The sequence below is a fragment of the Paraburkholderia sp. MM5482-R2 genome (genome assembly GCF_050436125.1).
Lineage (GTDB): Bacteria > Pseudomonadota > Gammaproteobacteria > Burkholderiales > Burkholderiaceae > Paraburkholderia > Paraburkholderia tuberum.
Map to the genome: position 1 here is coordinate 680,520 of NZ_JBNDLP010000004.1, position 13,842 is coordinate 694,361.

Consider the following 13,842-nt stretch of genomic DNA (forward strand, 5'->3'; position numbering starts at 1 on the left):
TGGCTCGAGCAACCGGGAGGAGACCTGGATGATACGCAAGACGCTTAATGCCTCGCAGCTTCAGCAGGAGGTCAGTCGGCGACTCCATCGACTGCAGGAAATCGTCGAGGATGGCGTGAAGATTCGCGTGCCGCGGCCGCAATTGCAAGAGGCTGACAAGACAGGCTGCAACTGGAATATGGCCCACTTCGGTAACGCTATCGGCTTCGAGCGCGACATCGAGGGCGTACTCAAGGCCATGCGTGCGGAATACAACCTCAGTACCGAAGTGAAGGACACCAACAACCCGTTCGGGGACTAGTCGCGAAAGTTACAACCAGCGCGGGTCGCGCGTGGACGCCACCGTCAGCCAGCGGTCCGGGCCCGATTCGCCGATTGCGCGCGAGATCCTGTCGCGGATCTGATCGAGCGGGCGGACGCCGGCGTGCTCCATCGCCTCGGGCAACACGATATGCACCTCGACGAACAGGCCGCGGCCGACGCGCGTCGCGTAGTGCGAGTGCTTGACGAAGCCGTAGTCGGCGGTCAGTTGTTGCATCAGGTCGCGCAGCCCGCGCTCCAGATCCGGCGGCGTGATCAGCAACACTTCCTTGACCGCGCCGATCACGGTTCCGATCGGCATCGGGATCAGGACGAGCGTCAGTAGTGCGAGCACGCCGGGGTCGATGTACGGTGTCAGGTGGCCGTGCCCGATTCGTTCGAGCAGCCATGCAATCGAAAACGCCAGCAACAGCGCCGCGCTGACGCACGCCGACATCAGCCAGTTCTTGATGTCGAGCCCTATCAGTTCGGAGTCGATCGCGCGATTCACGCGCCGCTCGCGCAAGAACATGAGGAAGGCGAACGTGGCAACCACCACTGCGTAGAAGACGCCCCAGCCGAACTCGGGCTCCATCGAGGAGCCCGCGTGCTTCATGGATAGAGGAGCCGGCTCAGGTCTGGTTGCCCCACAGATCGTCAATCGCGCGGATTGCTAGCAAGTATCCGTTTGCGCCAGCCCCGCAAATTACCGCGGTAGCCGCCACCGAAATCGTCGAGTGACGATATTCCTCCGAGCGTCGGTGAATGTTGGTGATATGCAATTCCACTACTGGTCGGCGGATGAGCTTGACTGCGTCGAGCACCGAAATCCGACCGAATGAAAAGCCGGCTGGATTGATGATCAGCGCGGCGTCCTGCAAGAATGCTTCCTGGATCCAGTCGATCAACTCGCTTTCGCTGTTCGTCTGTCGGAATACGCAGTCGAACTCGAGGGCGTCGGCCAGCGCGAGGCAGTTCTGTTCGATGTCCTTCAGCGTAGTACTGCCATAAAGATGAGGCTCCCGCGCGCCCAGCATGTTCAGGTTGGAGCCATTGAGGATGTAGAGTTTGCGAGTCATGGTGTCAGTGTGTAGAAGAGCGTTCCAGGGGCGTGTCTTTGGTTTCCCGAGATATTGCGATCATCAGGAAGGAGATCAGGTTCAGCGAGCCGCAGACCGCTACGATGGCCCAAGGGGAACCGTTAAAGGCATTGAGCAGCGCCACGGCGACGATTGGCATCGGGCCGCCGGTGAGCAGGTTGGCTCCCGAGTACGACAGTGCGGACCCCGTGTAGCGCGCATCGGTCGGAAACGACTCGGCGAACCACACCGGCTGGATGCCGCTCTGGAACTGTGTGAAGCCGAGGAAGGCGCCCATCACGGCCATCGTCATGGCGATCGAGTTCTGGTTGAGAATCGGAAAGTAGATCAGGCAGCAGATCAGCGTGCAGAACGAGCCGATCATCAGCGCACGTTTGCGTCCGATCCGATCGCTCAGATAACCGCCCGCCAGCGCTCCCGCGATGGCACAGACATTCGCAACCATCAGCAGCATGAAACCGGTCTGCTTGGGTACGCCGAGGTGTTTCGTCAGATAGCTGAGCGAGAAAACCACGATCAGATAAAACAGTGCGGCCGGGCCACAGAAGAACAGCGTCAGGCGAAGCGCGGTGCGCCAGTGATATTTGAAAACGGTGCCTAGCGGATTGGCAGCGCGTGTGGGCGAGCCAGTCTTCCTGAGCGCCTCGAAGGCCGGTGTCTCGCTAACCTTCCTGCGGATGTAGATACCCAGCAGCACCAGCACAAAGCTTGCGAGGAACGGGACTCGCCATCCCCAGGAGTCGAAGTCGTCCGATGAAAGCAACGCGGCCAGTGTAAAGAGCGAGAAGTTGGCGAGAATCTGGCTGAGTGGCGAGCAGATGCCAAGCAGGCCCGAATACCAACCGCGTCGGTTAGCAGACGCATGCTCGACCGCCATCAGTTGCGCGCCCGTCGACTCGCCGCCAAGCGCGAATCCCTGGATGATGCGCAGTGTCACCAGCAACGTCGGCGCGAGGATGCCAACCTGGTGGTAAGTGGGCAACAGCCCCATCAGGAACGATGAAGCTCCCATTACCGACACGGTGATAAGCATCAGTTTGCGGCGTCCCCAACGGTCCCCGAGCATCCCGCAGATCACCGCGCCTAACGGGCGTGCGGCCAGCCCTGCCCAGAAACTAGCCAACGACGCGAGCAGCGAGGCGGTCGGGTCCAGCGATGGGAAAAACAGCTTTGGAAAGATCGTGGCCGCGACCACACCATACAGCGCGAAGTCGAACCATTCGAGCGCCGTTCCGACGGTTGCGCCTGCCACCGCCCGACGCGCCATCAAGTGAGCCTGCGCGGACTGTTGTTCCGCGGCAAGGCCTGAATCAGCAAAAAATGACATGTTGTCTCCTGAATTCCTCATATGTCGAACCGTTCGTTCTGGCGACGAACAAGTGCTATTGTTTGCGCTCGGAAAGCGAGGCGTTCCGCACCGGAACTGCATTGCACATAATGAAAATCACGCGAAATGTCGCTCAAAAACGGCCTGAGAATTCTTGATTTCCTGGCGACGCAAGCCGAAGGCGCGGGTCTTCTGGCGATTGCCGACGCTTTGTCCCTGCCCCGCAGCACGTGCCACCGCGTGCTCGCCGAGCTCATCGAAGGCGGCTATGTCAGGCAACTGGTCGATCACAGCCGCTACATTCTGACAATGCGTATGACGTCGAACGGGCTGGAATTCCTGAGCCTGACGGGCATCGCGGATATCGCCCAGCCGATCATCGAACGCGTCGCTGCGCAGACAGGTGAACTGGCGCGGCTGTCGTTGGTGGACGGCGAAGCAATCATCTGGGTGGGGAAGGCGGACGGACAGCGCATCGGCTTTCGCTACGATCCTGACATGGGCCAGGCAGCACGACTTTCATGCACGTCGACCGGACACGCATGGCTGATGACAATGACTGACGAACAGGCGGCGGCACTGGTTTTGAAGCAGGGTTTTGGACAGCCCAATGAGTTTGGACCCAATGCGCCGACGACGCTCAAGGCGCTGCTGGGCTTCCTGCACGCTGCGCGCGTGCGTGGCTACGCGATGATCGACGAGGTGTTTGCCCCGCGCATGTCAGCGGTGGCGGTGCCCGTGGTGAGCGGCTCGCGTTGCGTCGGCGTCATCAGTTTGGCCGGTCCGCGGGTGCGGCTGACGACCGAGAAGATTCACGAGTACTCGATGCTGCTGCGCGAGGCGGCGAATGAACTGGCCCAGCTAAGCAATATGGCGGGATTCCCGAGTCGGCCGCCGCTCGGCAAGGGATGACCAGACACACGTGTAAAGCCATCCGACCGGCGAACTTCGTCCGCTTCGCGCCGAACTGCGGCCTCCGATACGTTGGCGCAGATGACCGAACGTCTTCCTGTCGGATGCGCAACTAACGGTCGGGCGCCATGCTGCCATCACACTCGGGCTTCGCCCCAAAACCCGCAAGTGGCCGGACTAGACGGTCGATCCTGTTGGATATGACCAGGTGAGATGGTGCTGAACGGAGGCTAGCTTGTTATTCCTTGTCATAACGGCGCACTGGAACGCGGCTATCGGCGCGAGCTACGATGAAGCACAACGACGGCGTGTAAATTACGCCTTTTTCACGTAGGCGTTACACCACCCTTTTGCGTCGACCAGCTTGCCCCCGTAGGTCGGACACGGCCCATTCGTGGAACCGGGTTTGCCTTGATACAGTTGGCAATTGGCGCAGGTCTGCCCTGTCTGGTACCGAGGGAATTTCGCCTTGTCGACCTTCGATGCGTCCATCTTGTATCCGAGGGCCAGTGCGGTCGGATCGTTTTCGGACAGCACCGGCGCGTCCGCGTTTGACTTTGTCGAGAGAACCGTCGTTGAGGCAACGGATGCGGCAAGTATCATGAAATGACGGCGAGAGAGCGACACGATCGAAACTCCTTTCGAGACCCAATCAGACGGTGGCAAAGTGACGGTGAACCGGTCAATCGCAAACCGCCTCGTCATAACATGAGCAATCAGCATACCTGTCGATTGTCGAACACCAGTTTCGCAGCCGGCCTGTTGGGTGAAATATCACGTGCGATATATTGAAAGCCGAGGCATGACCGAGCCACGGAGGGTCGATCGTGGAACTGGATGTGACGCAGAAGCTGATCGGTACGAGGAGCGGGATATGAAGATGATCTTGCGCGGCCCGCTATCGTTGTGAACCGGACCAAAGCGAAGTCCGGAGAACTCCAGAAGCGGCCCTGGGTCTCGCGCCGAGTTTTCGGCTGTGAGACCGCGCTCGCTTGAGTGCGCTGTGCCGCGTTACTCTCGTGTCATCCGTCTACCGGCGAACGCATGTCATTGCGGCTTGAGGTGCAGATCGTTGCTCACGGATTGCACCCCCGGCACGCCGTGGGTCACCGCAAGTGCTTCCAGAATCTGTGCCTCTGAATCCACGTATCCCGACAACTGCACGACGCCTCGATACGTTGCCACGCTCATCGGTAACGATCGTAGCGCGGGGTCCGCGACAAGCGCCTGCTTCACCCGGCGGGCGAGCGTAGCGTCGTCAGTGGCGATTGCCCCCGGCGCGGTCGCGGACGGTGTCGCCGTCGCCGTCGACTTACAGCCGTTGGTGAACACGAACGCGGGCAACGCGAACATCGCGACGATCAGCAACCGGCCTTTGATGTATGGCGCGTTTAGCATGTCGGTTATGACATCCAAATCCGTTCATTCGTACATTCAAACGTCGACACAAAAACATCGCTGCCGTGGCGCTCGCGGCAAAGAATGCACGGACGGCATGGGCCATGCTGATAGGAAACCAGGCCTTTCAGGCTAGCCATGTACCTGCGCGATCCAGCGTGACGGATTGACAGATTCAGCGATTAGCAGCGAAACAGCATTCACTTCCCATCACAAGCTGTGTCATACGTTGGGCGGTACGTTTAACCTGCCGCATACGGCACACTACACCCACAGCGCCGCGCCCGATGCGCTTGCGCGCGTCGCACGCGCGCTCGGCATTCCGATGGCGCTCGCGCAGATCGGCATGCCCGAGCAGGGACTCGACGAAGCGGCCGATCTCGCGTGCAAGAATCCGTATGCGAACCCGCGTCCCGTGGCGCGCGACGCGATCCGCGCGCCGCTGCAACGTGCGTGGCAGGGCGCTGAACCCGCCTGAGCATCGGCCAACGCAGCGCCGCCAGAACAATCGATGGAGGAAGACATGTCGACAGACAGCAAAGAAGCCGAGCAGGCCCTGACCGAGCAGGTGGTAGCAAGCTTCGCGGGCACGCCCGACGAACGGCTGCGCACGCTGATGCAAAGCCTCGTGCGGCACATGCATGCGTTCGTGCGTGAAGTCGAGCCGACCGAGGCCGAATGGATGTCGGCCATTCGCTTTCTGACCGACACCGGCAAGATGTGCGATGACCTCGTGCGTCAGGAATTCATCCTGTTGTCGGATACGCTCGGCGTATCGATGCTCGTCGACGCGATCAATCACCGTCTCGCGACGGGCGCGACCGACACCACCGTATTCGGTCCGTTCTATATTCGCGGCATGCCCGAGCGCGCATATGGCGAGAACATCGCGTTCACGCCGGGCACGCCCGCACTCGTGCATGGGCGCGTGCTGTCGACGGACGGTGAGCCGGTCGCCAACGCGGTGCTCGACGTCTGGCAGACCGCCGATAACGGCATGTACTCGGGGCAGGACACCGAGCAGCCGCACGGCAATCTGCGCGGACGTTTTCGCACCGACGCCGAAGGCCGCTACGCGATTTCGACGATCGTGCCGGTCAGCTATCCGATTCCGACCGACGGCCCGGTCGGCCGCATGCTCGAAGCGACCGGACGGCATCCGTGGCGACCCGCGCATCTGCACTTCATGATAGATGCGCCGGGGCATCGGACACTGGTCACGCATGTGTTCGATCGCGAGGATCCGTATCTGGATTCGGACGCGGTGTTCGGCGTGAAGCCCTCGCTGATGGTCGACTATCGCGAGTGCTCCGCGGATCACGAACTCGCGCGCCGCTTCGGTTTCGATGGACCGTTCCGCGAAGCGCGCTACGACTTCATCCTCGATCGGAGTTGATGACGATGGCACGTTTTTTCGCGGTCTTCGCGACCGACAAGTCCGGCATGCGCGAAGTGCGCGAACGGGTGCGTCCGGTGCATCGGACGTGGCGAGGTGCTGTGCTATCGCGCGCAGGTGTTGATGTGCGCGCATCACAGCGCGCTGTTCCGCTTCGAAGATGGACGCTGTATCGAGGGACCGTGCGCGGGGGCGAACCTCGATGCGGTGAAGATCGCGGTCGACGGGAACGCGTGGGTTGTGTCGAACCCGTAGTCGACGCTCGCCGGCGACGGACGACTTGCTGTGTCCCATCGCAACTACTTCAACCGCCCCGCCAAAAACTGATGCAACCGCTCGCTATGCGGATTCGTCAGCACCTCATGCGGATCGCCTTGCTCCTCGATCTTGCCCCGCTGCAGGAACACGACATGATTCGACACGTTGCGGCCGGCAAGCCCACCTTGGTCAGATGGCTGTCTGGACGTCCGGCCGCGAACCGGGTATTCCGCGCTATTGATGCGCAGGCGGCAGATACGTCATGTGCTCTTCGTCGTACAGCGCATAGATCAGTTCGAGCATTCGCTGGATGTCGGCCGATTCGTCGAGCATGCGCATGCTCATGATGATCGGCGACACGAGGTTCTGATCGTCGAGGTCCTTGTAGGCGACGTCGCCGCGCTGCAAGCCGTACACGCTCGCCGGCACGATCGAGATGCCTTCGCCCGCGCCGACGAGGCCGAGCGCGATCTGCAATTCGCGGGTCTCGTAGAGCCGCTGCGGCTTCAGACCGCGATCGTGAAACGCGGCGAGCACCTGGTCCGCGTAACTGGGACGTGGCGCCTTCGGGAAAATGATCAACGTTTCGCCGGTCAGGTCGTGCAGCGACAGCACCGGCTTCGCGGCGATCAGCGGATGGCCGAGCGGCAGCGCGACGATCATCCGTTCTTCGCGCAGCACGACGCGCCGGATGCTCGGGTCTTCGTGACGGATGCGGCCGAAGCCGACGTCGATGCGGCCTTCCTTGAGCGCCTTGATCTGATCCATCGTCGACATCTCGTGCAGGCTCAGCTCGACGGTGCTGTTCTCGGTACGAAAGCGCCGGATGATTTTCGGCAGCATGCCGTACAGCGTCGAGCCGACGAAGCCCACCGACAAACTGCGCTCGATCTTGCCGACGCGCCGCGTCATCGCCTCGATTTCCGTCGTTTGCGCGAGCAGTTGCACGGCGTGCGAATAGAAGAAGCGGCCAGCCTCGGTCAGCTTCAGCGGCCGCGAGTTGCGCTCGAACAACTGCACGCCAAGGATGTCTTCGAGCTGCTGGATCTGCCGGCTCAGCGGCGGCTGCGCAATATGCAGACGTTTGGCGGCCTTGGTGACATTGCATTCCTCGGCGACGGCCACGAAGTAGCGCAGATGGCGCAGTTCCATAGAAATACCTTTTAAGTATCGTCGCGATACCAAATCAGTGTTGGACGATGCAAATGGCGTGGAACTATCCTTCAGTTACCGTAGACGCCCCACAAAATTATACCTCCCGAGCATCGATAACTCGGCCCGGTCTGAAGCGTCGGTCGGCCCCTGGAGACGGCGCAGGCAAATCCTCGCGCGCATGGAATCCAAGACCTAGAAAGAGTTCAGGAGCAGCAATGAGACATGCTGATATCGCAACCCCGATGCAAGGGTTGTCCACCGATTCCACCGATTCCCTCAGGCACCAGGTCCCGCCTCCCGTGCCGAAGGTCGAGCGCTTGCGCGCCACGGCCTGACGCCATACGGAGGCGCACCGCCTCCGCTCCCCGACGTGAAAGACCAACCGGCCACCGGCCTCCCGGCAGGCAGGCCGCTCCCTATACGCGTGCGTCGCACGCATACCAACAGTCCGAACCAGGAGACAGGCATGATTCCGATCTACCCGGATCACACTCCGCAACTGAAGAACATCGACGACTTTCTCGTGGAAGACCGAGAGCGCGGCGATTACCGCCTGCATCGCAGCGCGTTTACCGACGAGCGTCTGTTCGAACTCGAAATGCAGCACATTTTCGAGGGCAACTGGATTTACCTGGCCCACGAAAGCCAGATTCCGAACAACAACGATTACTTCACGACCTACATGGGCCGTCAGCCGGTCGTGATCGCACGCAATCGTCAGGGCGAGCTGAACGCGTTCATCAACTCGTGCACGCATCGCGGCGCGATGCTGTGCCGCCACAAGCGCGGCAACAAGGCGACCTATACGTGCCCGTTCCACGGCTGGACCTTCAACAACAGCGGCAAGCTGCTGAAGGTCAAGGACCCCGCGGAGGCCGGCTATCCCGACTGCTTCAACAAGGAAGGCTCGCACGACCTGAAGAAGCTCGCGCGCTTCGGCAACTATCGCGGCTTCCTGTTCGGCAGCTTGAGCGATGACGTGCCGCCGCTCGAGACATTCCTCGGCGAGGCCGCGCGCATCATCGACATGATCGTCGACCAGTCGGAAGACGGTCTCGAAGTGCTGCGCGGCTCGTCGACCTATACGTACGAAGGCAACTGGAAGCTGACCGCCGAAAACGGCGCGGACGGTTATCACGTGTCGGCCGTGCACTGGAACTATGCGGCAACGACCAATCATCGCAAGGAAGAGAACGCGCGCGAAGACGAGATCCGCGCGATGGATGCCGGCAGCTGGGGCCGTCAGGGCGGCGGCTTCTACGCGTTCGAGCACGGTCACATGCTGCTGTGGACGCGCTGGGCGAATCCCGAAGACCGTCCGAACTTCAGCCGCCGCGAGGAATTCGCCGCGCGCTGCGGCACCGAGCGCGCGGACTGGATGATCCAGAACTCGCGCAACCTGTGCCTCTACCCGAACGTGTATCTGATGGACCAGTTCGGCTCGCAGATTCGCGTGCTGCGGCCGCTGTCGGTCAACAGGACCGAGGTGACGATCTACTGCATCGCGCCGAAGGGCGAGTCCGACGAAGCGCGCTCGCGCCGCATCCGTCAATACGAGGACTTCTTCAACGTCAGCGGCATGGCCACCCCCGACGACCTCGAGGAATTCCGCGCCTGCCAGTTGGGCTACGCGGGCCGCGCGGTCGAATGGAACGACATGTGCCGCGGTTCGAAGCACTGGATCGACGGCGCGGACGAAGCCGCGCAAAAGATCGGCCTCAACCCGGTGATGAGCGGTGTGAAGACCGAGGACGAGGGCCTCTACACGGTGCAGCACCGCTACTGGATCGACACGATGAAAAAGGCGCTGAATGCGCCGGGGAGCCGTGCATGAGCAACATCGCCATCACCGATATTCAGGCTTTCCTGTTTCGCGAAAGCCGTCTGCTCGACGACGAGCAATGGGACGAGTGGCTCGCCTGCTATCACCCGGACGCGTCGTTCTGGATGCCGTCGTGGGACGACGAGGACAAGCTCGTCACCGATCCGCAGCGCGAGATTTCGCTGATCTACTATCCGAACCGCCAGGGCCTCGAAGACCGCGTGTTCCGCATCAAGACCGAGCGTTCGAGCGCGACGATGCCCGACACGCGCACGAGCCACAACGTGGCCAACGTCGAAGTGGAGAGCGCGGACAACGGCGTGTACACGGTGCGCTTCAACTGGCACACGCTGAGCCATCGCTACAGGACGAACTACAGCTACTTCGGCATGTCGCGCTACGTGATCGACTTCAACGGCGCGCAGCCGCAAATCCTGAGCAAGTACGTCGTGCTGAAGAACGACTACATCAATCAGGTCATCGACATCTACCACATCTAGCCGGTGCGGTTGCAGGAGACAGGTCATGGAACACACTATTGCACTTCAGTTCGAAGACGGCGTCACGCGCTTCATCAGCTGCCGTGAGAACGAAACGCTGTCGGATGCCGCTTACCGGCAGAAGATCAACATTCCGCTCGATTGCCGTGAAGGCGCGTGCGGCACCTGTCGGGGGCTGTGCGAATCGGGCGCCTACGACATGCCCGAGTCGAGCTACGTCGAAGATGCGTTGACCTCCGAGGAAGCGAGCCAGGGCTATATCCTCGCGTGCCAGACGCGGCCGCGCTCGGATCTGGTGATTCGCGTGCAGGCGTCGTCGGCGGCGTGCAAGACCGGGGTGTCGCGTTTCGAAGGCACGCTCGCGGCGGTCGAACGGCTGTCGGATTCGACGATCCATTTCTCGATCGATATCGACGGCGCGAGCGCGCCGAGCTTTCTCGCGGGTCAATACGTGAACGTCGAGATTCCGGGCGCGAGCGGCGAGAGCCGGTCGTACTCGTTCAGCTCGGCGCCGGGCGCGACGCGCGCGGCGTTCGTCGTGCGCAACGTGCCGGACGGCAAGATGAGCGGCTTTCTGAGCAACGATGCGCAGCCTGGTCAGCAGATCGGCTTCACGGGTCCGTATGGCAGCTTCTATCTGCGCGATCCGCAGCGTCCGGTGCTGTTCCTCGCGGGCGGCACCGGCATCGCACCGTTTCTGTCGATGCTCGACGTGCTGAAGGCGAGCGGCAACCTGCAGCCGGTGCGCCTCGTGTACGGCGTGACCAACGACATCGATCTGGTCGCGCTCGAACAGATCGAAGAGGCGCAGCGCTCGCTGCCGAATTTCAGCTATCGCACCTGTGTCGTCGATTCCGCGAGCAGCCACGAGCGCAAGGGCTACGTGACCGCGCATGTGGATAGCGAATGGCTGAACGACGGCGACGTCGACGTCTACCTGTGCGGCCCGGTCGCGATGGTCGAAGCGGTGCAGGGCTGGCTACGCGACAGCAGCGTCGAGCCCGCGAACTTCTACTACGAAAAATTCTCGGCGAGCAACGTAGCATGACTTCGACCTTTACCAATCGCTTCAAGGGCAAGGTGCTCGTCGTGACCGGCGCGGGCCAGGGCATCGGCCGTGGCGTCGCGTTGCGCGCGGCGCGCGAGGGCGCGGCTTTGGTGCTGGTCGACCGTTCGCCGATCGTGCACGAGGTGGCCGAAGAGATCGCACGCGAAGGCGGCGATGCGCGCGCGTTCATCGCCGACCTCGAAACCTATGCGGGCGCGGCCGCGATGACGGCCTTCGCGATCGAGGCGTTCGGCCGCATCGATGCGCTCGTCAACAACGTCGGCGGCACGATCTGGGCGAAGCCGTACGAGGAATATGAAGCAGAGCAGATCGAGGCCGAGGTGCGGCGTTCGCTGTTCCCGACGCTGTGGTGCTGCCACGCGGTGTTGCCCGCGATGCTGAAGCGCGCGAGCGGCGCGATCGTCAATGTGTCGTCGATTGCGACGCGCAGCATTTATCGCGTGCCGTATGCGGCTTCTAAGGGCGGCGTCAACGCGCTGACCGCGAGCCTCGCGTTCGAGCATGCCGAACACGGCATCCGCATCAACGCGGTCGCCACCGGCGGCACCGAAGCGCCGCCGCGCCGCGTGCTGCGCAATACGGCACCGCAAAGCGAGCAGGAAGCGACGTGGTATCAGGGCATCGTCGATCAGACGATCGCGTCGAGCCTGATGCATCGCTACGGCACGATCGACGAACAGGTCGGCGCGATCCTGTTCCTCGCTTCCGATGACGCGTCGTATATCACCGGCACCGTGCTGCCGGTCGGCGGCGGCGATCAGGGCTAGCGAGCGGCGGCCGCTGAACAATGCCGATAGGCCGCGCGGCGATCGTCCTTCATACTGCTGCCGAAGGAGTTCGTCGCGATTCTGGCGGGCCTCGCGTTGATCGGTGCGATCACGTCGAACGTGATGGGCGCGATCCAGGACGAAGACCATCGCGAGGCCTCCGTGATCACGTTTCTCGCGACCGCATCCGGTATGACGTTCCTCGGGCTCGGCTCCGCGTTCTGGGGCATCGTGATCGGCTCGTTCGCGTACCTCGTGCTGAACAAGGCGCGGCGCGAGACGCCTGCAAACCGATGACCAACCGATCGACTCAAGGCCGCGCCCCGAGCGCCTGATAGAGCGCGGCGGTATCGGCATAACGCTGCGCGGCGGCTTTGGTGCGATCGAGTCCGGTCTGCAATTCCTGGCGCTGCGTATCGAGCAGTGTCAATTGACTGATGCCGCCCGCCGCATACCGCTGGCTGGCGATCCCTGCGCTGTGTTGTGCGCTGCGCTGCGCGGCGTCGAGCGCCTGCAATGCAATCGCGTCCTGATCGAGCGCGCGCAGCGCGTCGGCGACCTGTTGCAGTCCCTGCAGCACGGTTTGCTTGTAGACGGCGAGCGCCGCTTGCCAGGCCGCCTCCGACGAGCGCTTGCGCGCCAGCAGTTCACCGCCGTGGAACAGCGGCTGCGTGAGACCCGCACCGAAATTCCACACGTTGAAGCCCGTCAGCAGATCGGACACGTTGACGCGTTCGGTCGCCGCGCTGCCCGACAGCGTGATGCGCGGATACAGGTTCGCGGTTGCGACGCCGATGTTCGCGCTCGCCTGATGCAGCAGCGCCTCGGACGCGCGAATGTCGGGCCGCTGCCGCGCGAGCGTCGACGGCAAGGTCAGCGGCAGGTCCGCCGGTAGCACGAGCGTATCCAGGTCGAGCGCGGCGAGGTCGTGGGTGGTGGCCAATTCCGCCGGCGCGCGTCCCAGATAGATCGCGAGTTGATGATCGGTCTGCGCAAGCTGCGTGCGCAATGGCGGTAACGTCGCGCGGGTTTGCTGCACGAGCGTGCGCTGGCTCAGCAGATCGACCTCGGAGATGCCGCCCGCGCCATAGCGGCGTTCGGCGATATCGAGTTGCTGCATCTGGTTGGCGAGCAGCGCTTCGGTGAGGGCGATCTGCCGCGCGAGCGATGCGCGCCGGATCGCCGCCGTCACGACGTTGCCCGCGACCGTCAAACGCGCGGCTTCGAGTTCATATTGCTGATAGTCGACCTGCGCGGCCACCGCTTCGAGCGCGCGGCGATTCGCGCCGAACAGATCGAGCGTGTACGACACCGTGACCTGTGCGCTGTACAGCGTGAACGGCGCAAACGCGCGGCCCTGCGTCAGCTGACCGAAGCCGAGCGCCTCGGGATCGATTTTCTCGCGCGTGGTCGACAGGTTCGCATCGACTTGCGGCCATAGCGTGCCGCCCGCCTGCGCGCGATAGTCCTGCTGCGCTTCCTCGAGTTTCGCGCGGGCTTGCGCGAGGGTCGGGCTATCGGCGAGCGCCTGTTGCACGAGCGCGTCCAGCGCCGGCGAGCCGAAAGCGCGCCACCAGCCGTCGCCGGGCACCTCGGTCGGCACGAAGTGTTGCGCGGCGCCGCCGGGACCATCGGCTGCGACGGTGCTCGCCGCAAGCGGCGCGGCGGTATAGCTCGACACGCTGGTCACCTCGGGTCGATGGAAATCCGGGCCGACGGTGCACGCGCACAATGCCGCGCTTGCGCAGAAGCCGGCCAGCCGGCGCATGGCGCAACGCTGGGACCAACAAGCCGCGCGATGAAAAACCGCGTCACGAAAGCCAGGAGCGGAACACATT

General features: G+C 62.7%; 14 protein-coding genes and 5 pseudogenes. 11 read left to right on the plus strand and 8 right to left on the minus strand.

Annotated features, from left to right (window positions below; genetic code table 11):
* The first annotated feature begins 28 nt into the window (after positions 1-28).
* A complete protein-coding gene (locus OKW37_RS39140) occupies positions 29-301 on the plus strand; it encodes a hypothetical protein (RefSeq protein WP_429355186.1) in 273 nt (90 codons plus the stop codon).
* 9 nt (positions 302-310) lie between these two features.
* Here OKW37_RS39140 and OKW37_RS39145 read toward each other — a convergent pair whose 3' ends face one another.
* The 3 genes from OKW37_RS39145 to OKW37_RS39155 are packed head-to-tail and all read right to left on the minus strand — an operon-like array spanning position 311 to position 2,667.
* A complete protein-coding gene (locus OKW37_RS39145) occupies positions 311-916 on the minus strand; it encodes a cation diffusion facilitator family transporter (protein ID WP_429401983.1) in 606 nt (201 codons plus the stop codon).
* A gap of 16 nt (positions 917-932) precedes the next feature.
* The gene (locus OKW37_RS39150; protein ID WP_429401981.1) at positions 933-1,379 is read right to left on the minus strand and encodes a type II 3-dehydroquinate dehydratase; all 447 of its coding nucleotides are present in this window, start codon (positions 1,377-1,379) and stop codon (positions 933-935) included.
* 4 nt (positions 1,380-1,383) lie between these two features.
* Positions 1,384-2,667: an MFS transporter gene (locus OKW37_RS39155; RefSeq protein WP_429402515.1), complete on the minus strand. Its 1,284-nt coding sequence runs from the start codon at positions 2,665-2,667 to the stop codon at positions 1,384-1,386.
* Positions 2,668-2,853: 186 nt separating this feature from the next.
* On the opposite strand from OKW37_RS39155, the gene OKW37_RS39160 reads away from it, so the two are divergent.
* On the plus strand, positions 2,854-3,639 hold the full coding sequence (locus OKW37_RS39160) for an IclR family transcriptional regulator (protein ID WP_018422624.1): 786 nt from the start codon (positions 2,854-2,856) through the stop codon (positions 3,637-3,639).
* 315 nt (positions 3,640-3,954) lie between these two features.
* Here the strand turns inward: OKW37_RS39160 and OKW37_RS39165 are convergent, their stop codons facing one another.
* Together OKW37_RS39165 and OKW37_RS39170 are read right to left on the minus strand one after the other, a co-directional pair.
* On the minus strand, positions 3,955-4,242 hold the full coding sequence (locus tag OKW37_RS39165) for a high-potential iron-sulfur protein (protein ID WP_221309201.1): 288 nt from the start codon (positions 4,240-4,242) through the stop codon (positions 3,955-3,957).
* A 444-nt stretch (positions 4,243-4,686) separates the two neighbouring features.
* The gene (locus tag OKW37_RS39170; RefSeq protein ID WP_429401979.1) at positions 4,687-5,037 is read right to left on the minus strand and encodes a BON domain-containing protein; all 351 of its coding nucleotides are present in this window, start codon (positions 5,035-5,037) and stop codon (positions 4,687-4,689) included.
* Positions 5,038-5,245: 208 nt separating this feature from the next.
* Here OKW37_RS39170 and OKW37_RS39175 point away from each other — a divergent pair.
* The 4 genes and pseudogenes from OKW37_RS39175 to OKW37_RS39190 form a co-directional block, all read left to right on the plus strand.
* A pseudogene (locus OKW37_RS39175) lies at positions 5,246-5,515 on the plus strand (maleylacetate reductase); the annotation flags it as partial.
* Positions 5,516-5,560: 45 nt separating this feature from the next.
* Positions 5,561-6,433: an intradiol ring-cleavage dioxygenase gene (locus OKW37_RS39180; protein WP_429401977.1), complete on the plus strand. Its 873-nt coding sequence runs from the start codon at positions 5,561-5,563 to the stop codon at positions 6,431-6,433.
* A 5-nt stretch (positions 6,434-6,438) separates the two neighbouring features.
* Positions 6,439-6,525, plus strand: a pseudogene (locus OKW37_RS39185) (YciI family protein); the annotation flags it as partial.
* A pseudogene (locus tag OKW37_RS39190) lies at positions 6,524-6,688 on the plus strand (Rieske (2Fe-2S) protein); the annotation flags it as partial. The pseudogenes OKW37_RS39185 and OKW37_RS39190, both read left to right, overlap by 2 nt.
* A 44-nt stretch (positions 6,689-6,732) precedes the next feature.
* On the opposite strand, the pseudogene OKW37_RS39195 reads toward OKW37_RS39190, so the two are convergent.
* Both OKW37_RS39195 and OKW37_RS39200 read right to left on the minus strand, forming a co-directional pair.
* Positions 6,733-6,873, minus strand: a pseudogene (locus OKW37_RS39195) (histidine/lysine/arginine/ornithine ABC transporter ATP-binding protein); the annotation flags it as partial.
* A 52-nt stretch (positions 6,874-6,925) separates the two neighbouring features.
* Positions 6,926-7,843 (minus strand): LysR family transcriptional regulator, encoded by a 918-nt coding sequence (locus OKW37_RS39200; RefSeq protein WP_429401975.1) that lies wholly within the window; start codon positions 7,841-7,843, stop codon positions 6,926-6,928.
* Positions 7,844-8,312: 469 nt separating this feature from the next.
* Between OKW37_RS39200 and benA the strand changes: the two genes are divergently transcribed.
* From benA to OKW37_RS39225, 5 genes and pseudogenes are all read left to right on the plus strand, one after another.
* Positions 8,313-9,680, plus strand: a complete 1,368-nt coding sequence (gene benA / locus OKW37_RS39205; protein ID WP_429401973.1) for a benzoate 1,2-dioxygenase large subunit — start codon at positions 8,313-8,315, stop codon at positions 9,678-9,680.
* Positions 9,677-10,168, plus strand: a complete 492-nt coding sequence (gene benB / locus OKW37_RS39210; RefSeq protein WP_184061809.1) for a benzoate 1,2-dioxygenase small subunit — start codon at positions 9,677-9,679, stop codon at positions 10,166-10,168. Before benA ends, benB begins: the two co-directional genes overlap by 4 nt.
* Positions 10,169-10,193: 25 nt before the next feature.
* On the plus strand, positions 10,194-11,216 hold the full coding sequence (benC, locus tag OKW37_RS39215; RefSeq protein WP_429401971.1) for a benzoate 1,2-dioxygenase electron transfer component BenC: 1,023 nt from the start codon (positions 10,194-10,196) through the stop codon (positions 11,214-11,216).
* Entirely contained in the window at positions 11,213-12,004 is a 792-nt protein-coding gene (locus OKW37_RS39220) for a 1,6-dihydroxycyclohexa-2,4-diene-1-carboxylate dehydrogenase (protein WP_429401969.1), read from the plus strand. The genes benC and OKW37_RS39220 overlap by 4 nt, the downstream gene beginning before the upstream one ends.
* A gap of 48 nt (positions 12,005-12,052) precedes the next feature.
* A pseudogene (locus OKW37_RS39225) lies at positions 12,053-12,301 on the plus strand (benzoate/H(+) symporter BenE family transporter); the annotation flags it as partial.
* Between the two features lie 13 nt (positions 12,302-12,314).
* On the opposite strand, the gene OKW37_RS39230 reads toward OKW37_RS39225, so the two are convergent.
* Entirely contained in the window at positions 12,315-13,841 is a 1,527-nt protein-coding gene (locus tag OKW37_RS39230) for an efflux transporter outer membrane subunit (RefSeq protein WP_429401967.1), read from the minus strand.
* Position 13,842: the final 1 nt, after the last annotated feature.